Origin of the sequence: Pseudothermotoga sp. U03pept (genome assembly GCF_051235805.1) — a bacterium.
Classification (GTDB): Bacteria; Thermotogota; Thermotogae; order Thermotogales; family DSM-5069; genus Pseudothermotoga_B.
Window position 1 is genome coordinate 396247 of sequence record NZ_JBPNXV010000001.1, and the last position, 19231, is coordinate 415477.

Below are 19231 nucleotides of genomic sequence, written 5' to 3' on the forward strand. Positions count from 1 at the left end.
GTCTATACGTTTTGTGGGAAGGGATATCCGAGTGGTGAGTTTTGATTTTCAATACAAGAAAGGATTGGAGATATCGAGTGGCTATATCATAAAAGGTAAGAACTTCAGGGCTTCGATCATCAAATTTCCAACGATGTACACCAATCCATTGCCAGGCACAGAGACGGTCGAAGTCTACCACATAGAGCCTAAGGAAAAACCCGTTGGCTCGTTGATTCTTTTGCATGGACTTGGGACGATCAACATACCGTTTCTGCTTTGGATGGGTATACACATAGCCAGCGCTGGTGTCAGAACCTTTCTTCCGATTCTGCCAGGCAATCTAACCAGAACGGCGAACGGTTCTACAAGCGGTAGGGAGTACTTTTCAACAGATGTGAAGAAAATGGTTCGATTCTGGGAACACGCAGTGATCGACGTATTGAGCATTCTGGAACTGGCTAAAGAGAGAAACTGGTGGCACGAAAATAACTGCCTTGTTGGCTATTGCTTGGGAGGGATGATCTCTGTCATACTCTCAGCTCTGAGTCGAGATTTCAAAAAAACGATTACCATAACCTCTGGAGGGGATATCGCAACCCTCATGTGGTACTCACCAACACTTGCTTATTTTCGTAGGGATGTTAAAAAAGGCTTTGGTAAGGAAGACAAGATGGACGAGAAAAATTGGTTTCTTCAAACCTTTGAAAATGATATCAAAAAACTTCCTTCCTTTAGAACCATCGAAGAGATGCTGAACTCTCAGGTTCATCCAGTGCTCAAGATAGACCCTCTGGCTTATGCGAGATTTGTTGACTCCGAGAAAGTTGTTTTCATAGAAGCACTTTTCGATAAAGCGCTTCCCTTAAGAACGAGAAAGATTCTCTGGCAGGCACTTGGAAGACCAAGAAGGTATATCATTCCATCGGGTCATGTGACTTGGCTACCATTCCAGTACTTTTTAGGATCTCTTGTTTTGAGAGAGATGAACATAAAAGAATTCAAGAGAAAGGTAAAGTTGCTCGAAAAACCCAAGATCGAAGAGAAGTGAGGTCTCTATCTATTTCTCACCTCGATCAACTTGGGCAGAAGGAACTCTGGTGTTTTGACCTTACCCTTGTACAACTTCTCCATGAGTTCTGTCGGAGTGGCGTTGACCATCTCAAATTGAAGGTCTTCGATTGTTATTGCCCAGATACCTTTGACTGGTTCTGAGAAAGAGATGGGCTTAGCAGATTTGTAGACCACGTTTATCCCATCATTCGCTATTCGCCTAAGTTGATAGAAACTGTCATCTCTCTCCACGAAATACCTGACCTGTTTTTCTTGGCCATCTATTTTTTCCTTGAAGGTGAAGGTCGAACCATCCTGTGAGACACATCCAGTTGAGACAGAGTGAAACCAAAAATCCCTTCTTAGAAAATCTACAGTCATGAACAAGTCTGTCTCTTTGTCTATTCTTTGGAGAGTGGTTCTGAAATGTGTTATCGTAGTGTCCAAGACCACATAGGCTATTGTGATGAAAAAGATTGAGACGATAAAGTATATGAGTACTTGAACAGTCAAATCTCTCACCTTCTTTGGTCATCTATTTCTCAGCACTTCATAAGCTTCACCGTTCAACAGCGCACATCCAGCAGCACCTCTTATAGTGTTGTGAACCAATGCCACAAAACGAAATCTTTTTTCCGAAATCAAAACAACTCTTCCAACCGTTACCGACATACCATTACCAAGATCTCTGTGTAGCTTGGGTTGTGGTGATCTTTGATCTGGCAGATAGATCACGGGTCTTTCAGGTGCTGTGGGAAGGCTTAGTTTGTTCAGAGGTCGAAAGTCGTCAAAGGCTTTGACGATCTTTTCAAGATCCACTCTTTGGGAGGTTTCCACAAAAACCGACAGCATATGTCCATCCTGAACAGGTACTCTGTTACACTGAGCTTGTATGTCAAAGGTGGCGTATTTGATTTGCTCACCGTTCAATGTGCCAAGGATTTTCTTTGGCTCAACCATCATCTTTTCTTCTTCATTTTTGATGTAAGGTATCACGTTGTCCAAGATGTCCAGTGAAGCAACGCCCGGATAACCTGCCCCTGATATCGCCTGCATTGTCACGACGTGTATTCTTTCTAAACCAAAACTGTCGAGTATGGGTTTGAGCGCCATCACAAGTCCAATCGTCGAACAGTTTGGATTGGTCACTATCTTCCCTGGGGTCTTTTGAGAATCGAGTAATCTGAGATGATCGAGATTAACCTCTGGAACCACAAGAGGTACATCTTGATCCAACCTATGACTTGCGGCATTTGAGAAGACTGTGTATCCTGCTCTGACGAAGCTATCTTCAATTGGTCCAGCTATATCGGATGGAAGGGCAGAGAAAACATAATCGCATTCTATGTTCGGTTCACATCTCTGTACTTCCATCTGTGAAACTTCATCTGGAATTGGTATATTCAGATGCCATTGTACAGCCTGTGAGTATTTCTTGCCGGCAGAGTTATCAGAAGCTGCAAGAGCTGAGATCTTGAAAAAAGGATGTCCTGATAGAAACTGTACGAACCTTTGCCCTACCAATCCCGTTGCACCCAGTATTGCCACCTTTTTCATGAACTCAACCTCCCTTTCGATAGATTGCTTCCAGCAAGGCCTTTGTCGACTGTCCCCTGCCCATTGTGAATATATGAATGCCTGGCACTCCATAGGTGAGCAACTTTTCTGCAAGTTTAGCCATGTACTTAGTCCCAATCTCAAATTCTTCCTTCGGCGTTCTCGCTTCCTGCATGCTCACCAAGAGTGAATTCGGTATGTTCACGAAAAATTTCTTGGGGATACTGTAGATGGATTTGAGGTTCACAATAGGCTTTATTCCAGGTATTATGGGAACGTTCACACCAAGCTCGTGTGTTAGCTCTAAAAATCTCGTGTAGACATCGAAGTCAAAGATCATTTGGGTTATGACATAATCAGCACCGGCTTCGATTTTCTCTTTGAGATGTTTCAGGTCTTCCTGCATGTTAGGGGCTTCAAAATGTTTTTCGGGATATCCCGCAACGCCTATGCAGAAGTCTGTTGGATGTGGGTTCTCGCAAGGATACAGGTATTCACCGCGATTCATCTTCGATATCTGTCTGACTAAGTCGGAGGCGTGTTGATAACTGTCTTTTTCCACAGAATCAGATTGATTTTCGTACTCACCACGGACCACAAAGAGATTTTGCACACCGATCAAGTGTAGATCGATGAGCATATCCTCAATTTGATACTTGTTCATGCCATAGCACAGGACATGAGGGACCACATCGATTTTATATCTGTTCATCAAAGCAGCTGTCAAGCCGACGGTACCTGGCCTTTTGACCTTTGGCACTTTTATTATTTTGTCTGGCAACTCCAAATAGGTCATCTCTGGTGCATGTCTGGTGATATTTATGAAGTTGATGGGGAAGACCATCAGATTGTCAAGAACAGTGAAGATTTCTTCCACGCCTTCTCCCCTACTTGGAGGCAAGATCTCTATGGATAGAATTTGAGCTTTTTTTATTCTATCGGTCACTTTCATACGCTCTTGGCTGCGGATACACACGACTTCAGTCGCGTGAGGAAGCGGCCACTACCCTCCTTTCAATCATTAAGGTCTTACCCTTTTCCAGAAGCCTTAGCTTGCTCCATTTAATACCATCACTTATTTTCTCTCCGTTTAGTGTCCTTATCGAAAAGTATCCGCTACTTCTTAACCCTGATATTATTCCAATCTTATCTTCGTATCCCACCTTGTCAAATCTCCTAAGTCCATTCACCTGCTTTACAGTATTAGCAGGTCTTCTGCCACCTTTGATTGGATTTGCCTTGTGCAGCGACCTGTTCTGTCGCCTGAAGAACTTCCCAAAATACCATTCTGCTGGTCTTTCTTGCAAACTTCCTTCAGCTATGATGAATGTGTCGTTTCTGTGTGACTTTTCTAAGCCACAGTTTAGTCGCTTCTCTTTGGTTGTGCTGCCGTATGTTACTTGAACTGATTGGCGCTCTCTCAATTTGTTGACTATATGCCAGCCTATTGTGGATACGTGTGTTGCATCCTTGAGTATTTTTACTTTTTCTAGTTTCGATTTGGGTATTTTGATTTTGCCCTCGTGCAGCATCTTGTGCTCTGTGGTTGACTTTCATCACCCTGCCCTTGTTATATGAAGACAAGTTCGTGTTTGCCTACAAATCCCATTCTGTCTTTGTAAATCACCAAAACACTTTGAACATGTTCATTCAAAGCTTTATTCAGAAGTGTTTCAACATCTTCCCTTTTCTTTACCATATTACAATAAGCAGTTGCAAAGGCATCGGCGATAGCTGCACTCTCGCTGACAACAGTTACTGCATCGGCACTTCCAAAGCTGATCGAATGTCCAACAGTTCCAGATGAAGTACATACACCACAGACACCTGGTGGTATTCTCAGACCTACTCTCTGCGATAGAGGTGAATTACCTGCATAGACACAGATCGTTATAGGTTTCAAGTTCTTAATGAAAATATCACCACCATTTTCAACCACTACCTCGGAACATTTGAATTGTTCTACCAACAATCTTCCCACTTCATCGGCGAAGGCACCTGCAACGGCTGCCATCGGACCAACACCCGCATATCGAGCTGCAACTGCCATCTGTTCGACTATCGGTGTACAGTCTCTTGTAATCTCTATCGGTTCGAAAGAAAGCAGAAAATTATTATCGAACTTTATATATTCACGCAAATCTTTGTGCAGTCTCATCACCAAATCAAGAATTTTGTCGATCATCTCTGCTTGAAATCTATCGACACCTACCCAAAGATCTGTCTCCATATAAGTGATTGTGAAAGCTTTGAACCTATCACTGTGAAAATCACGATAGAACCTATTCATTTGGTGGAAGTTTCACTCCAGTTGGACATGCATCAGCGCATTCACCACAAAAAGTACATCTCTCTGGTATAAAAGTGAATTTGCCGTCGACGAGCATCAGGGCGTCAAAAGAACAGAGACTAACACAAAGACCGCAATCGACACAAACTGGCTGATCACCTTTCAGTTCCTTACCTTCAGTTTTTTCAACGAGCCCTTTTATAGATCTTTCTTCTTCGAAGAGTTTCACAGGTTTGGTGAGAAGAAAATTCCCATCCTCAATCCAATTTTTCAACAAATTGGCTATCTCCCGAGCCATTGGAAGGCTCGAGATAGAAGATGTCTTAACTTGCTTTCTATCGATCTCGATCCATCCTGATCTGAGTTGTGCGTAGTTGACTTTGCAGATCACAGGCCTATCGGGAAGGCCGTAATCTCTGAGTTCAGTTTCTATTTCCTCGTTCGATCTGGAGACATAATAGGCTATCTCTTCGTCCAAGACAGGAATAGGTACACCGATACCAACAAAGATAGTAACACCATAGTTTTTGAAGTAGGCTGCTCTCAAATACCTAACGTTCATCTTCTTGGCATCGCCTATCACAGCTATGGTTCTTGCTGCTGAAACCGGTATTCCGTGCTCGTTAACCTTGACGTTGTTTCTGAACTGTGTGCCAGTCCATACTACATATCCCTCACTACCACACAGGAAAATCTTACTGCCAAGACCTATCGTGAGCATCTTTGGGTCTTTGAGTAGTGGACTGAGCTCACCTGATGTTGAATACGTGACGTTGCCAAACCTTGGCAGCAGTTTACCCATGTACGTGTATATGGTCTTTTCAGAACTGTTTGTCGCTGCAGCATAGTTCTGATAGGCGTTTCTCGGGTTGAACAGGAAAAAGTCGTTCACCATCTCTTTGTTGACATAGCCTTCGAAGTACTTTCGGGGGTAACAGTCTGTACCCTTTCCAGAGGTTTTCAAAAGAAGATCTTTACCTTTTATGAGTGCCTCGATTATGTGAGCTCCGCCAAAAGCCTTGTCTTCCTTCGATTCTTGAGTGGCACCGATGTATCCATCAACAGCTGCCAAGCCGCCGTAAACTTCCACTCCAGAAAGTTCTATTCTTTCCATTCGCATTGGTGGTGTTGTATGACCAAAGTTTATAAAAGCACCGCTTGAACACATAGGTGCAAAGGTTGCCGTTGTCACAACATCAACCTTTTTGACTATCTCTTGAGGCTTTGATCCTTTTGCAAGTTGCACTACCTCTTCTGCAGTCAGTACGACTGCCTTGCCAGATTTGATCTTTTCATTGATCTCTTCGATTGTTTTCACACAAATCACCTCTTCAGATTCTAAAAGATCAGCAAAGATACAAACTCAATATCTCGGTTTCACAGTTTATCTGAGAAGAATTCTTCATGAATCGCCTGCAAAGCTTTTTCTCTGTCTTGTAGACTAACTATGAAATAGATTGTCACCTCCGACGCACCAGCTGAGATCATCTCAACATTTATCTCTCTTCTCGATACAGCCGAGAAGATCCTCGCGGCTATACCATGCTTCTTCAGAAGCCCGTCACCAACTGCGGCAATGAGAGATATGTCTGTTCTGTAGTGGATTTCTTCAACTTCTGAGATCTGCAGTCTCGAGGTTATCTTTTTGCACCTTTCGACATCTTGCTTTGAGATGAGCACATTTATGCTCGTCTGAGAAGTGACAACAGATTTTATGTTGATTCCCTCGGTGCCAAAGGTCGATGCGATTTGACCAAGCAGACCTGGAACGCGTCCGATGTTTGTACCCTTGAACTGTATCACAGCGATATCATCGGTGAAGGAAATACTCTTGATGATCGTTTCAGCTATAGAATCGTTGAAAGAGATAATCGTATCAGGGCTATCGATCGATTTAAAGGTGTTTATGTTGTAGATGTACAACGGTATCTTTTTCTTGCGAATCGGGTCAACGGTCGCGTGATGGAGTATCTTCGCCCCAAAGTAAGAAAGTTCAGCTGCTTCATCGTAATTCAGTCTTTTAACTGGTTTGACACCCTTAACGCACTTTGGATCACAGGTCATAAAACCAGAAACATCTTTGTACAAATCCACCCTTTCTGCATCGAGGCAATATGCAATTGAGGTCGCCGAATAATCACTGCCACCACGACCTAAAATAGTGATGTGATCTTCGTGAACACCGTAGAAACCAGGCACTATGTAGTTCGTATTACTCTTGAAATACTTTCTGAGATTTTCTTCAGAGGCATGTAGATCAACAGATGCATTTTTGAACCTGCCATCTGTTATCAAACCAAAGTTTTCTGGGAGAGCCTCCTCACATTCGAAGCCACAATTTCTCAGATAATTCTTTAAAAACAGCGAGGAACACCTTTCGCCATGACTCACTATCTGGTCGTAAACAAAATCGGGTACCCTCCCAATCAACTTTGCACCTAAGAGTGTTTCTCTGATTTGATAGACTCTTTCTTTAAGCTCCAAATCTTCCTCATCTATGAAACTTTTGTAAACCGAGTAGATCTCGGCAAGAAATCTTTCGATCTCGAGATTCCTAATATCGCTGACGGCTTGAATCAACTTGTTCGTGACCCCGTTGGCAGCCGAGACTACTACGACCAACGGTTTATCGTACATTCTCACCACATTCAAGATCTTTGAAAGGTCTGATTTGTCTTTCAGGTTTGAACCTCCAAATTTGATGACTATTGGCTTCATCTTTCTCCTCCTTTCATTAATTTCTTGCACAGTTCAAGTGCCTGAACTGCATCTTTTGCGTAAAGGACATTGAATTGATCTGCGAGTTGCTGATTCATAGACGCGCCGCCTGCTATCAAAAAGACATTCACTCCATGTGATCTCAGCAGATCGGCAACTTCTTTCACCTGACCAACGGTTGTGGTCATCATGGCGGAAAGACCAACTATATCCGGCTTGTACTTCTTGCATTCTTGAAGGATTGTCGCTGCCGAGATGTCCTTACCCACGTCATAGACTTCAAAACCACCGCTCCTCAGGACAGTCGCGACGATCTTCTTGCCTATATCATGTATATCGCCTTGAACAGTAGCAAGAAGTACTTTTCCTTCCTTTACCTGTGAGCCTTTGAGAAGACCATTCAGATGATCGAAAGCAGGCTGAACGGTCTCTGCAGCAAGCACCAAATGCGGCAAGTAGATCTTTCCAGTTGCATACAGTACGCCTATTTGTTCCATGACCTTTCCCAGAATTTGTTGACTCACGTAAAGCGGATCATGGCTCTTGAGAAATTCTTGAACCGCACTCATCAGTGATTCTTTTTGCCCTTTTATTATGTAACCAAGAAGAGGATCTTCATTGATTTCTTCGGTCCTTATCAATCCCTTTCCTTTCAAAGCCAGAATGCCTTGAAGCGCGCTCATTGTGATAGTTTCCTTGCTGTTCAATATGGCTGCATTCAGACCATTTTCTATTGCCAACGTCAGAAAGGCAGCGTTTATGTTTTCTCTGCTGGGCATGCCAAAACTCAGGTTTGAAAGTCCTATAGAAGACTTCAAACCTGCTTGACTTATTAGCTTTATGGTTTCCAGGGTCACGTGGTAATCATTTTTCGCACCGACGGGAAGAACCAAGGGGTCGAAATACACTCTCTCAAGATCTACACTGTTTTCCTCGAGGATTTTGACTGCGTCAAGGACCACTTCAAATCTCTCCTGAGCGGTCTTTGGAATATCACTTTTCATGGCGAGAACCATCAAAATACCACCGTACTTTTTCATGAGATCTATTCTCTCGATCAAATGCTCTCGTCTTGAAAAGGCAGAGTTTATGAGCCCTCTGCCAACGTATTCTCTCATCGCAGTCTCCAAGAAATTCGCATTTTGCACGTCAAAAGAAACAGGCAAACAAGAGTGTTTGTCAAGTTCGATTATCACCTGGCGAAAATGATCCTCATTTAGAAGCTTCTCTATACCGAGATTGACATCGATTGCAGTGCAGCCTTCCCGCTCTTGTTCTTGAGCGAGAGTGATCACGCCTGAAAAGTCCATCTGTTGAATATTCGCCTGTAATTTTTTCTTTCCGCTTGCGTTTATTCGTTCTCCTATGACAAGAAAGGTGTCCACAGGTTTGATGATGGTTCTGGTCGAAAGATACTGAGTGGATATAATCTCTCGCTTCCGTGGTCTTTGCTCACCTATGTACTTCGTCATGACCTCGATGTGCTCAGGTCCTGTACCACAGCAACCACCCACGATATTCGCTCCCAGTTCTACAAAGTCAGCCATGTAGATCGCAAATTCTTCTGGTTTTGTTCGATAAACAACCTTCCCGTTCTCCAAGAATGGCTTACCTGCATTTGGTTCGACACTCAAAGGTTTCTTACAGTATTTAGCCAATCTTGAAAAAACCGATAACATTTGCTTTGGCTCGAGGGTGCAGTTCATACCAACTACATCGACATCGAGATCATTCATGAGTGTAGCGAAGATTTCCACAGAAGTACCTGTTACAGATTTCCCATCTTCTTCAAAGGTCATGTGGGCAATCAAAGGAATCTCTGTGGAGAGATCTCTCACGGCAAGGATTGCTGCTTTGAGTTCTTTAAGATCTATCATAGTTTCAATGATGATGCCATCAACTCCTGCATCTATCAAGATAGAGACTTGTTCTTTGAAGATCTCATAAGCCTCATCAAAACCGATTGGTCCAAGAGGCTTTATCAGATTTCCCGTGGAAGATATGTCACCGAAGACAAGTTGATTACCACAGACTGATCTTGCTATTTCGACGGCTTTGCGGTTTATCTTTTCAAAATCATCTTCGGCACCGTGTGCACGTAATTTCGATCTGTTTGCACTGAAGGTGTTCGTCAACAGTATATTAGACCCTGCTTTGATGTATTCCTTTTGAAGGTCTCTCACAGTGTTTGGAGCAGTTATATTGAGTAACTCTATCACGCCTCTGAAACCTCTTTTGAAAAACTCAGTACCATATGCACCGTCGAGGAAGATAACTTTTTCATTCAAAAGTTTTGTGAATTCATCTCTTCTCATAGCACCACCCTATCATGCAAGTTGTTGTTTTTCTTGGAATCATCACTCCGCTTGAGAGCACTTGAACCTGATCAACCTTCAGGAGCTCTTTGACTATGTAAGTATTCACCCTTAGATCGATATTCCCATAGCCTGGTGAAAATCGCATCGTCCCTTTACCAAATTTCTCCCTCAGTGATCTGTCGAAGTGTTCATTCAAAGCTTCAAGTGCCTCGGAAGCCCAAGAATCTACTATGAGGGCATCGAAGGTTTTTCCATTCTCGGCAAGTTGAGAAATCAACAGATCTATTGAAGAACCAAGCGTGGAAAGAAAGATCGTGACCTGATTCACAGCTTCGAAGATCGATGGGATAACCTCTTCTGGTAACGAGGTGATCTCTTCGGTGGTGTAATAGACAGCTGGTTCAATCCTCTCAAGTGCCTTTAAAAATAACTCGTTAACTCGATGTATCAGAGTTTCCTCTATTCTGCCATATCTTGCTCCTGCTCTGGCAAGAAAGATCTTTTTGTCCGGCATACAATCAACTCTATTTGGATAGTAGATCTCAACCTTTGACATTGCTCAACAACCTCCCTTAAAAAAGGGGCGTTCCCTTTTATGGAAACGCCCCTTTAGCAACTCCAAGCACCATCAAACGCCCAGAGTTCCTCCAGGGGCTTGACTGCGCATTATCATAACTTTTTGATCGATCTTCCGAGCAAGAAACGTTGAAGTTAACACAAGAACAACCTCCGTTTTGAACATTATATCTATGACAAAATTACACTTCTGTGTTCTGAAAGTAAAAAATCTTGCAACAACCACACAACCGCTGAAAGAAAAAGGGCTGAAAGTTGCTTTAGAATTTTCGAAAGGGTTCTTTCAGTCATCTGCAAAAAGAGTGTTATAGAATCTCCATTAGGTCAAAGTTCAGATTCTGAGGATCGATAAGCAAACCAAAAAGAGGTGAACAAGTTTGACGAATCTCTTGTTTTTGTTAGCAGAATACTTTTTGTCATGTGTCGTAGTACTTTTCGCAACGAAATACCTGAAAAAAGAGGGTTTGTACATCGCACTTGCAACACTCATAATCGCGTCTAATCTGGGTGTTGCAAAGTTGTTTGTTCTCTTTGGCTTGGAAGTCACCGCAGCAAACATGAGCATGGGTATGGCTTTCGCTGTTTATTCGATCGTCACCGAAGTCTTGGGACAAAGAGAAGGCAGAAAGGCAGTATGGATAGGGTTTTTCGCACAGTTTGCTTTCGTCTTGCTTGGACTTGTGTACGTTGGTTATCTTCCATCACCGAATGATATAGCACAATCTTACCTGAAAAGTGTTTTTTCCTTGACGCCAAGAATTGCCTTTGCAAGTTGGACAGCCTACATTATCTCAGGGTACTTCGCAGTGTGGTTACACGACAAGCTCAAGAATAGAACAAAGCTGTGGATGAGAAACAACATCGCCACAAAGTTAGGACAGATCACTGACAATCTGATCTTTGTGAGCGTAGCCTTTTTCGGTGTGTATGACTTGAAAACGCTCCTGAACATATACATCACCACAACTGTTGTTGAATTCGTGTTGGATTACATCGACACTTGGATTGTCTATGTTGGTGTATCTATGTTGAAGAAAGATATAGTAACAACGAGCAAATAATCGGTTTTTTCATCATTTGGTGCTTGGTATAAATCGTTCTTGAGCTTACTCATATTCAGTTGTAACTGTTCTTCACTTTACCGGTAAAATTTCCTCTTTTACAATATCAATAGAGGTGAGATCATGCATACAGAGACAAAGGTATCGACAAGGAGTATCCTTTTGCAGAAATTCTTGACAGTCTCGATTTTTGCAGTCTTGACAGGTGTTGCAGCACAGATCAGAATCCCACTGCCGTTTAGCCCTGTGCCCGTTACTGGACAGACCTTCGTAATCTTATTTGCCCCTCTTTTGATCGATCAATTGGCTGGTTACAGTCAGGTTTTTTATGTGTTGCTCGGTGTTTTAGGAGTTCCATGGTTTTCCGATCACAGAGCAGGTATTCAAGTTCTGCTTGGTCCTACAGGTGGTTATCTACTCGGTTTCATAGCTGCTTCTTTTCTGCTGGGAAGAATCGTGAAGAAATACAAAACTCTGTCAACGAAGCAAGTCTTTATATGGCTCACCGTGGTCAATTTTGCACTGATCTACCCTATTGGCTTACTACAACTTCATTCGTGGTTTGCACTGAAGGGAGCAACGCTGAACTTACACAAGCTTCTCTCTATGGGCTTTTTACCGTTTATTCCTGGTGATTTGATCAAAATTCTCCTTGCGGCGGGTGTGTATTCTGTTTACAAGAGAAGTTCAAAGTGAACCCCACCTGGGGTTCACCTTTACTCCTCAACGGGTTCAAAGTCTTCCTTAGATGCTCCACAAACAGGGCAAACCCAATCATCAGGTAGATCTTCAAATGGTGTTCCTGCTGGTATGTCGTTGTCTGGATCCCCTTCAGCTGGATCGTAGACATACCCACAAATGATACATCTGTACTTCTGCATTTTGATTCCCTCCTAATTCTCTAAGGTTCAGAGTTCTGCCCTCTTGGCGGGCGTCTTGTTCGGTATAAGACAGCGATTATTAATTTGACCCCAAGATGAATCTTACCGTGTACTTATTTTACAATCTGAAAGGGCGAAGATCTTCGACCCACGCAAGATAAATGTATACACTTTAAAGTATATCATTTCCTTAACAGAGAAATTCAATCCTCCAAAGATTTCCTTTTCGTCATATACTTTAGGTGGTGATGAAAATGGACGTTCAGAAGATCACCGAGGATATCTTCAAACCCAGTTACGACAGATTCTCGGTTGTGAACATCGCGAATTCTATCCTGAAGCATTTTGGTTGTGAGACCTCACACTCTGAGTATCCCTTTGACGATTTGAAACCCGGTTTATTTGAAAGGGCAGACAAAGTGATTTTGTTCTTGATAGATGCGCTTGGTTTAGAGAGCTTGAAGATAATTTTGCAAAGAGAACCTCTTTTTGAACAACAGAACATTCTCACAGCAACCTCCGTATTTCCAACAACGACGAGCGCTTCTATTGCATCACTTCTCACAGCAAGTGAGCCGATAGAACACGGCATCTTGGGGTACACGTTGTACTTGAGAGAACTCGGAGCGTTGGTGAACATGATTGAACTTTCTTCACCAACACTGGGTAAGGTGCCATCGACGGTGCAATCGAGAGATCTTCTCTTTACGAGGACTATTTTTGAAAGACTTGTAGACGTCGGTGTGAAGGGGTACGTGCTCACCTCGAAAAACATAAGAGGCTCTGGTTTCTCAAATCTGGTTCACGTGGGGGCTTCGATAAAGAGTTATCAGAGCTTTGGGGATCTCTTTTTCAAACTGAACGAGATCTTGGAACAAGAAGGAAGGCTTTTCGCCTTCGTCTACTGGGGGTTGCTTGATTCAATTGGACACAAGATTGGTGTCAATTCCCCAGCTTTTCAAAGTGAACTTTACTGGCTGTTGAAAATGATCCAAAAGGAAGTTCTCTCAAATCTTCAAGAGAACGTTTTACTCTTGGTAATGGGTGATCACGGACAGATATACACACCATGGGAAAAGGAGATCTGGTGGTCTTGGAAAGACGAGGTTTCTTCGTTCTTTCTCGTACCTCCTGGTGGAGAGATGAGAATGATGCATATTTACACCCGTGAGCCACAAAAAGTGGTAAAATACATACAAGAGATGTACCATGATCAAATTCTTGCCTTGACAAAAGAACAGTCCATTCAGTTGCGGTTGTTTGGTGATTCACAGGCATCGAAAAAAAGTTTGGACAGAATTGGTGACGTAATACTGATAGCGAAGTCTAACTATTCCTTCTATTTCAAATTCACTGGCAGAGAAGAAAGCCTCAAGTCGAAGCACGGTGGTTTGAGTCTCGAAGAGTTGATGATCCCTATTGTTGTGTTTAGGAGGTGATCGATTCTTACTCAAGAGTCCAACCTATGGAGTAGTTGATGTGGCAACGGCAAAGGAAATAATCTATAACTTCAAAGGGCAAAGCCCGTCCAAAGTTTATATTGGCACCGACAGCGATGCACGTGATGGTGTGGTTATCTTTGCGACTGTTTTGATAGTCTACAAACCTGGAGTAGGAGCAACATACTTGTACACATTGAAAAAGGAATACAAACATTACGACATGTTCAGCAGAATCTTCCAGGAAACGTATTTGAGTTTGCAGATGGCATCCTTCGCAAAACAGATGTTAGAATTAGCCAGTCCTGAAATACACATAGACGTTGGGTACGACGGTTTGAGCAAGGAAGTTCTTCCTGCAGTTGTTGGATATGTCAAAGGCATGGGGTACAGTTACAAGTTGAAACCATGGGCGTTCGCTGCAACCAAAATTGCTCACAGGCATACAAAATGAACTATAAACGTTAAGTTGAGAGGGGGGAAAAGATGCACAAGGTTTTGTTTCTGTTGACAGTAGCAGTTATTTTTTCACTGAGTGCTTGTCTATCACTCTTAGAACCCAATATAGGTGACCTTTCTGAAAAGCTTGTCAAGGATTTAAACGATTATCTGCAAGGGCAAATAACCTCAGAAACATTCATAGAAAGGTTTGTCCACATAGGTGTTCCTGCAACAATAACAGATGCAAGATTCTTCGGAAGCAAGTTCTTGAGTTTTTTCGATGAAAATGCGAGTGAAGTGAGTCTGGTCAGCTACGGTGACAGTGGCTTGAAATCTTATCTTGAAAATCCACCGAGATGGGTTGAAAAGGTCTATGTATTGAGTTTGCTGTTGAAAACTGATGAAAAGGTGCTGACACATTCTTGTCCGATGCTCTTGATAGAAGGCAAACCGTATTTGATGACGGTATACGCTTCGGGAACGCAGATAGTCTCATATCCTGTTCTTGAAGAGAGGTGAGAGGTATGAAGAAAACACTTGGTGTTCTGTTGATCCTTCTGTCTGTGATTTGTATTGCAGCAAATTACGGTTTGTACCACGACTCGACACCTGGCAGAAATACAGCTGTGTTGGTATCGAACCTCAGTGACGAAAGCGCGTATTTCAGAATGATCGTTTATGATTACGAGGGTAAGGAATTGTGGAAAGAAACCTTCAAGTCCAAACCGTACGAAACGATTCTGGTCGATCTATCTCAGAAATTCCCGCAGAGTGATAGGAATTGGGGCTTGGTTTTCTTCCAATCAGACCAACTTCTCTACCTCTCTGTGCTATACAGAGATGGAGATATGCTCTTTTGCAGGAATCACGTGATCGAACCGGTTCAAACGTCTTCGGACGCTAAGTACTATTGGTATGGTGTGAACTACACCAACTTTGGCAATTCTGAAACTGCTTTCTCTATAATTAACACATCGAACAAAACCAATGATTTGTACCTTTGGGTTTACGATTATGCAGGGAACGTCATAAGAGAACTGTCTGGTAGTGTTTCACCTAAGTCAGCCGTCTACGTTGATCTGGCAAAGGAGCTTTCCAGTCAAACAACCGGTGTTGTTGACATCAGGTCTACTGAACCTATAGTGATTGGTGTAGAGTACTATCAAGGTGGTGAAATCTGGATCATTGAAAACATAGTCGACTGGTACACTACGACCAATTGGTAGATGGAGGGATATCTTCATGAAGAAACTCTGTGTCTTTGCGTTTTTGTTAGCTGCCGTCTTAGTGGGCGCAAGTTATGTTGTTGTGGTGAACACCGAGCCTTTTGCCAATGTCTACGTGAATGGGATATACGCCGGTATTGCTGACATAAACGGCGTTCTGCAGATTACGCTGAGTTCTTCAGGGCAGCACAGAATAACGGTGAGCAAGAGTTGGTACGTGGTCTTTGATGGTTTTGTCTACTTGTCACAGCCTGGACAGATAATTTTCTACGCTCCACTCAGAAGGGCTGGAAGTTTGAGAGTTTACTCGAATGTGTATCCCGTTGAAGTCTACAGTGAAGACAAATTTCTTGGTAGAGTCGAAAGTGTTAGAGACACAATCAGCGTACCCGAGGGTAGTCAATACATCACCTTCAAAGCAGCTGGTTTTATACCAGAAACTCGACTTTTGAGTTTCTCGTATTTAAAAGAAACGAGCGTGAACATAGATCTTATAGAAGAAGTTCTCTCGATCAATCTGAAGGTGGAGCCAAGTGAGTTTTCACCGAACGGAGATTGGTACAGAGACAATACAACTTTTTACATCTATCTTTCTAAACCAGCCCAGTTGACGATTAGCGTTGTTGACAGCGATCAAAAGATTCTTTGGCAGTGGAGTGGGAATGGCAAAGCGGGTTCAAACCAGATTGTTTGGGATGGAAAAGGTGTGGCAGATGGTGAATACACGGTTAAGGTAAGAGCTCAAACAGAAAAAGAGGTTTTTGTGACAAGTGGATTTGTTAAGATCGACAGAACGCATTACACGAGCACGAAAGAAATAATCTTAACGACAACCGCAATAGCTCTCGGAGCACTACTGTTCATGTTCTTGATCTCAGCAGCTCAATGATCTTGTAAGTCCAAGGAACGGCTTTGACTGTGACTTTTTTCTTTTCGTCGGTTTGAATCCAACCGTCCATATCGAGTTTGGTCACAAGGTTTATGACCATCTCGTATTCCTCTTTGGTGATCTTTCTACCGATCAGCTCATCTGATTTCGCATCAAAGAGTGGGTTGTACTGAGACATGAGTGAAATCGGGACCTTAGGTGACAGACAGTAGAAGACAAAATCAAGGACTTTTTCCGAGCCGCCCACATTGTTTGGGAGCACCAGATGTCTGACTATCAAGCCCTTTGGTCTTCCGTCGAATTCTTTGAAAGCCCCAACCTGTCGGTACATCTCTATGAGTGCTGCGCTTGCGACTGTGTAATAGTCCTTCACACCTGAATAGCGATAACCTGTCTCGTTGTCCGCATACTTCAAGTCTGCCAAATACACATCGACTATGCCATCGATCAACTTCAGAGTCTCCACTGATTCATAACTACTGGTGTTATAAACAATCGGTAGATTAAACCCCTCATCTTTGGCTATTGAAAGGGCTTTGATTATCGGCAAAAGATGTGGTGTTGGTGTCACGAGATTTAGAGTCTTGGCACCATGGTTCTGCAAATTTAAGAAGATTTCAGCAAGTTGTTCAACCGTTACTTCCACACCGTTTGCCCGTTGACTGAAGTTCATATTCTGACAATACGTACAACGGAGGTTACACCCGCTGAAAAAGATCGTGCCAGCACCACTTTCTCCACTGATAGGCGGTTCCTCACCGAAATGCAAAAGAGCAGCCATCAATTTCGGGGCGGCGCCTATACCACATTTTCCTACCTGTTGATATCGATTGACACCACACTTAACAGGACACAGATCACAACGGTACATTTTTTCAGTGATCTTGGCAATGACTTCTGAAAATTCATTCTTGATACTCTATCACCGCCGAGAGCTTCGAAAGTTTCTCAACTATGTTTTCATAACCTCTAAAGATTTGATCAACTTCGTTGATCACCGTAATACCTTCTGCCATCAAGCCTGCAATCACCAATGCTGCCGCTGCTCTGAGATCTGTGGCGTTGACCTGGACACCGCTGAGTTTTTCAACGCCGTGAATGATTGCTGTTCCATCGGTAACTTCAATCTTTGCCCCGAATCTTCTGAGCTCATCAACATGTTGAAAACGCGATTTGAAAACAGTCTCAATCACCGTTGAAGTACCTTGTGCCTTTGAAAGAAATGCTATGATCTGCGGCTGTAGATCGGTGGGAAAACCTGGGTAAGGAGTCACTTGAATCTTAACAGGTCTTGGACTTTCGCTCATCGTAACTCTCACGCAGTCTTGGCGCACTTGTGAAAAAATCACTCCCGAGGTTTTCAGCACATCGAAAAGTGCAGTCAGGTGAGAGATATTGAGATTCTCCACCACAGCATCTCCTCTTGTGGCTGCAATCGCGATTATGTAGGTGCCGGCTTCGATTCTGTCTGGTATGATTCTGTGGCTACAACCTGTAGTCCTCTTAGTTCCAAAGATCTCGATGCGTCTTGTTCCAGCTCCGAAGACCCTGCAACCAATCTTGTTCAAAAAGTCAGCCAAGTCTTCTATCTCTGGTTCCATTGCAGCGTTCTCGATAATTACATGAGTTCCATCCAAGATTGCTGCTGTTGTCATGAGGTGTTCGGTAGCACCAACACTTGGAAAAGGAAGAGATATGATCACATGATCTATCTTACTTTCCAAATGTGCTGTAACTATTCCGCGTTCTACTTGGATCGAAAAACCGAGTTTCTGTAAGCCCTCGAGATGATAATCGACAGGTCTAACCCCTATCGAGCAACCACCCGGCAGAGAGACGGAGGCTGTGCCGTATTTTGCGGCGAGCGGTCCGAGTACGTTGAAGGATGCCCTCATCTTTCTCACCAGTTCGTAAGGAATCACTGTATTGGGAGTAGTCGCTGGATTCACCGTTGCGGTCCCGTTCTCAAAATCTACTCTGTACCCCGCTGAAACCAGTATCTCCATCATCGTTCTGACGTCCATCAAATCCGGTACATTCTGGAGTATCACCTTTTCATCGCAGAGCAGCGCAGCTGCAAATACCGGTAGGGCAGAGTTCTTGGAACCAGAGACCTTGATAGAACCAACCAACCTTGCTTGTCCTTGGACGATGAGTCTCCCCACCTATGCTACCTCCGATAGAAGTTCCCCGATCAACTTTTCCAAGTCTTCACCATCGTTTGGATAGACTCTCAAAGCAACTCTTGTGTCAGTTTCAACGGTCCTTTTGAGAGAATCTTTAATTCTGTCAACAACTTTCTGTGCGTTTTCTTTGTTCACATCGGTGAGCAATACCACAAAACTGTCGTTGGAGAATCTACCCACACTGTCCATCGGAACACGAACAACATTCTTCAGAAGTTTTGCAACGGAGACAAGATTTCTTTCGAAACAGTCGTTTTGTTGACGCAACTTCACCATGACAATGGCGTACCCTCTGTTTTCTTCAAAGGCTTTCTGATGGTAATAGGCGATCAAGCGGCTCATGTGCTCAGATGAGTAAACTCGTGTCAAAGAGTCTATTATTCTGCTCGTTCCTATGTCCTTAACGAAATCGTCGTACATTTCGAACTGCTTTTTGATAAACTGATTGTACTCTTGAAGCATTTGTTCCATCTGCTCATCACGCATGCGATAGTATTCAAGCTGATCTTCAAGGATCTTGATTCTTTTCATGAGTTCTTCTCTTTCATCCATAAGCGATGCCTCCCAGAGACTGGTTTCGTTCATGGTATATAATAACATTAAAGTGTGACAAATTC

The 19231-nt window shown here is 43.1% G+C and carries 21 protein-coding genes; 8 read left to right on the top strand and 13 right to left on the bottom strand.

Annotated elements, in window-relative coordinates; translation table 11 throughout:
• Positions 1 to 31 precede the first annotated feature (31 nt).
• Positions 32 to 1030 (top strand): alpha/beta hydrolase, encoded by a 999-nt coding sequence (locus tag ACSFC1_RS01995; RefSeq protein WP_435564456.1) that lies wholly within the window; start codon positions 32 to 34, stop codon positions 1028 to 1030.
• 5 nt (positions 1031 to 1035) lie between these two features.
• Here ACSFC1_RS01995 and ACSFC1_RS02000 read toward each other — a convergent pair whose 3' ends face one another.
• The 9 genes from ACSFC1_RS02000 to ACSFC1_RS02040 are packed head-to-tail and all read right to left on the bottom strand — an operon-like array spanning position 1036 to position 10471.
• Entirely contained in the window at positions 1036 to 1545 is a 510-nt protein-coding gene (locus tag ACSFC1_RS02000; RefSeq protein WP_435564457.1) for a hypothetical protein, read from the bottom strand.
• A gap of 18 nt (positions 1546 to 1563) precedes the next feature.
• Positions 1564 to 2589, bottom strand: coding sequence for an aspartate-semialdehyde dehydrogenase (gene asd / locus ACSFC1_RS02005; protein WP_435564458.1), 1026 nt, complete (start codon positions 2587 to 2589; stop codon positions 1564 to 1566).
• 4 nt (positions 2590 to 2593) lie between these two features.
• Positions 2594 to 3541 carry a methylenetetrahydrofolate reductase gene (locus ACSFC1_RS02010; protein WP_435564459.1) on the bottom strand — a complete coding sequence of 316 codons (948 nt, stop codon included), beginning with the start codon at positions 3539 to 3541 and terminating at the stop codon, positions 2594 to 2596.
• A 28-nt stretch (positions 3542 to 3569) separates the two neighbouring features.
• Positions 3570 to 4121, bottom strand: coding sequence for a hypothetical protein (locus ACSFC1_RS02015; RefSeq protein WP_435564460.1), 552 nt, complete (start codon positions 4119 to 4121; stop codon positions 3570 to 3572).
• Positions 4122 to 4159: 38 nt separating this feature from the next.
• Positions 4160 to 4879 carry a UPF0280 family protein gene (locus ACSFC1_RS02020; RefSeq protein WP_435564461.1) on the bottom strand — a complete coding sequence of 240 codons (720 nt, stop codon included), beginning with the start codon at positions 4877 to 4879 and terminating at the stop codon, positions 4160 to 4162.
• Positions 4872 to 6197 (bottom strand): homocysteine biosynthesis protein, encoded by a 1326-nt coding sequence (locus ACSFC1_RS02025; protein WP_435564462.1) that lies wholly within the window; start codon positions 6195 to 6197, stop codon positions 4872 to 4874. Before ACSFC1_RS02025 ends, ACSFC1_RS02020 begins: the two co-directional genes overlap by 8 nt.
• A gap of 59 nt (positions 6198 to 6256) precedes the next feature.
• On the bottom strand, positions 6257 to 7597 hold the full coding sequence (locus ACSFC1_RS02030) for an aspartate kinase (protein ID WP_435564463.1): 1341 nt from the start codon (positions 7595 to 7597) through the stop codon (positions 6257 to 6259).
• Positions 7594 to 9912, bottom strand: coding sequence for a homocysteine S-methyltransferase family protein (locus ACSFC1_RS02035; protein WP_435564464.1), 2319 nt, complete (start codon positions 9910 to 9912; stop codon positions 7594 to 7596). The genes ACSFC1_RS02030 and ACSFC1_RS02035 overlap by 4 nt, the downstream gene beginning before the upstream one ends.
• A complete protein-coding gene (locus ACSFC1_RS02040) occupies positions 9899 to 10471 on the bottom strand; it encodes a methionine synthase (protein WP_435564465.1) in 573 nt (190 codons plus the stop codon). Before ACSFC1_RS02040 ends, ACSFC1_RS02035 begins: the two co-directional genes overlap by 14 nt.
• A gap of 397 nt (positions 10472 to 10868) precedes the next feature.
• Between ACSFC1_RS02040 and ACSFC1_RS02045 the strand changes: the two genes are divergently transcribed.
• Both ACSFC1_RS02045 and ACSFC1_RS02050 read left to right on the top strand, forming a co-directional pair.
• Positions 10869 to 11552 carry a queuosine precursor transporter gene (locus tag ACSFC1_RS02045; protein WP_435564466.1) on the top strand — a complete coding sequence of 228 codons (684 nt, stop codon included), beginning with the start codon at positions 10869 to 10871 and terminating at the stop codon, positions 11550 to 11552.
• Between the two features lie 123 nt (positions 11553 to 11675).
• Entirely contained in the window at positions 11676 to 12248 is a 573-nt protein-coding gene (locus tag ACSFC1_RS02050; protein ID WP_435564467.1) for a biotin transporter BioY, read from the top strand.
• A 20-nt stretch (positions 12249 to 12268) separates the two neighbouring features.
• Here ACSFC1_RS02050 and rd read toward each other — a convergent pair whose 3' ends face one another.
• Complete coding sequence (rd, locus tag ACSFC1_RS02055) at positions 12269 to 12433, bottom strand: rubredoxin (RefSeq protein ID WP_041081867.1); 165 nt, start codon at positions 12431 to 12433, stop codon at positions 12269 to 12271.
• A 254-nt stretch (positions 12434 to 12687) separates the two neighbouring features.
• Here rd and ACSFC1_RS02060 point away from each other — a divergent pair, with 254 nt between their 5' ends.
• Genes ACSFC1_RS02060 through ACSFC1_RS02080 form a run of 5 tightly spaced genes read left to right on the top strand, consistent with a single transcriptional unit; the run spans position 12688 to position 16428 of the window.
• Positions 12688 to 13872 carry an alkaline phosphatase family protein gene (locus ACSFC1_RS02060; protein ID WP_435564468.1) on the top strand — a complete coding sequence of 395 codons (1185 nt, stop codon included), beginning with the start codon at positions 12688 to 12690 and terminating at the stop codon, positions 13870 to 13872.
• A 40-nt stretch (positions 13873 to 13912) separates the two neighbouring features.
• Positions 13913 to 14326: a ribonuclease H-like YkuK family protein gene (locus ACSFC1_RS02065; protein ID WP_435564469.1), complete on the top strand. Its 414-nt coding sequence runs from the start codon at positions 13913 to 13915 to the stop codon at positions 14324 to 14326.
• A gap of 32 nt (positions 14327 to 14358) precedes the next feature.
• Positions 14359 to 14832, top strand: coding sequence for a hypothetical protein (locus ACSFC1_RS02070; protein WP_435564470.1), 474 nt, complete (start codon positions 14359 to 14361; stop codon positions 14830 to 14832).
• Positions 14833 to 14837: 5 nt separating this feature from the next.
• Complete coding sequence (locus tag ACSFC1_RS02075) at positions 14838 to 15539, top strand: hypothetical protein (protein WP_435564471.1); 702 nt, start codon at positions 14838 to 14840, stop codon at positions 15537 to 15539.
• 16 nt (positions 15540 to 15555) lie between these two features.
• The gene (locus ACSFC1_RS02080) at positions 15556 to 16428 is read left to right on the top strand and encodes a hypothetical protein (RefSeq protein ID WP_435564472.1); all 873 of its coding nucleotides are present in this window, start codon (positions 15556 to 15558) and stop codon (positions 16426 to 16428) included.
• On the opposite strand, the gene ACSFC1_RS02085 is transcribed toward ACSFC1_RS02080, so the two are convergent.
• Genes ACSFC1_RS02085 through ACSFC1_RS02095 form a run of 3 tightly spaced genes read right to left on the bottom strand, consistent with a single transcriptional unit; the run spans position 16400 to position 19166 of the window.
• Positions 16400 to 17299, bottom strand: a complete 900-nt coding sequence (locus ACSFC1_RS02085; protein WP_435564473.1) for a radical SAM protein — start codon at positions 17297 to 17299, stop codon at positions 16400 to 16402. The genes ACSFC1_RS02080 and ACSFC1_RS02085 overlap by 29 nt on opposite strands.
• 34 nt (positions 17300 to 17333) lie before the next feature.
• Positions 17334 to 18593, bottom strand: coding sequence for a UDP-N-acetylglucosamine 1-carboxyvinyltransferase (gene murA / locus ACSFC1_RS02090; RefSeq protein ID WP_435564474.1), 1260 nt, complete (start codon positions 18591 to 18593; stop codon positions 17334 to 17336).
• A complete protein-coding gene (locus ACSFC1_RS02095) occupies positions 18594 to 19166 on the bottom strand; it encodes a GGDEF domain-containing protein (RefSeq protein ID WP_435564475.1) in 573 nt (190 codons plus the stop codon).
• Positions 19167 to 19231 lie beyond the last annotated feature (65 nt).

Coding starts and splice junctions, on each gene's coding strand:
- asd (WP_435564458.1), bottom strand. CDS start 2,589: ATGAAAAAGGTGGCAATACTGGGTGCAACGGGATTGGTAGGGCAAAGG.
- ACSFC1_RS02010 (WP_435564459.1), bottom strand. CDS start 3,541: ATGAAAGTGACCGATAGAATAAAAAAAGCTCAAATTCTATCCATAGAG.
- ACSFC1_RS02015 (WP_435564460.1), bottom strand. CDS start 4,121: ATGCTGCACGAGGGCAAAATCAAAATACCCAAATCGAAACTAGAAAAA.
- ACSFC1_RS02020 (WP_435564461.1), bottom strand. CDS start 4,879: ATGAATAGGTTCTATCGTGATTTTCACAGTGATAGGTTCAAAGCTTTC.
- ACSFC1_RS02030 (WP_435564463.1), bottom strand. CDS start 7,597: ATGAAGCCAATAGTCATCAAATTTGGAGGTTCAAACCTGAAAGACAAA.
- ACSFC1_RS02035 (WP_435564464.1), bottom strand. CDS start 9,912: ATGAGAAGAGATGAATTCACAAAACTTTTGAATGAAAAAGTTATCTTC.
- ACSFC1_RS02040 (WP_435564465.1), bottom strand. CDS start 10,471: ATGTCAAAGGTTGAGATCTACTATCCAAATAGAGTTGATTGTATGCCG.
- ACSFC1_RS02050 (WP_435564467.1), top strand. CDS start 11,676: ATGCATACAGAGACAAAGGTATCGACAAGGAGTATCCTTTTGCAGAAA.
- rd (WP_041081867.1), bottom strand. CDS start 12,433: ATGCAGAAGTACAGATGTATCATTTGTGGGTATGTCTACGATCCAGCT.
- ACSFC1_RS02060 (WP_435564468.1), top strand. CDS start 12,688: ATGGACGTTCAGAAGATCACCGAGGATATCTTCAAACCCAGTTACGAC.
- ACSFC1_RS02070 (WP_435564470.1), top strand. CDS start 14,359: ATGCACAAGGTTTTGTTTCTGTTGACAGTAGCAGTTATTTTTTCACTG.
- ACSFC1_RS02075 (WP_435564471.1), top strand. CDS start 14,838: ATGAAGAAAACACTTGGTGTTCTGTTGATCCTTCTGTCTGTGATTTGT.
- ACSFC1_RS02080 (WP_435564472.1), top strand. CDS start 15,556: ATGAAGAAACTCTGTGTCTTTGCGTTTTTGTTAGCTGCCGTCTTAGTG.
- ACSFC1_RS02085 (WP_435564473.1), bottom strand. CDS start 17,299: ATGTACCGTTGTGATCTGTGTCCTGTTAAGTGTGGTGTCAATCGATAT.
- ACSFC1_RS02095 (WP_435564475.1), bottom strand. CDS start 19,166: ATGGATGAAAGAGAAGAACTCATGAAAAGAATCAAGATCCTTGAAGAT.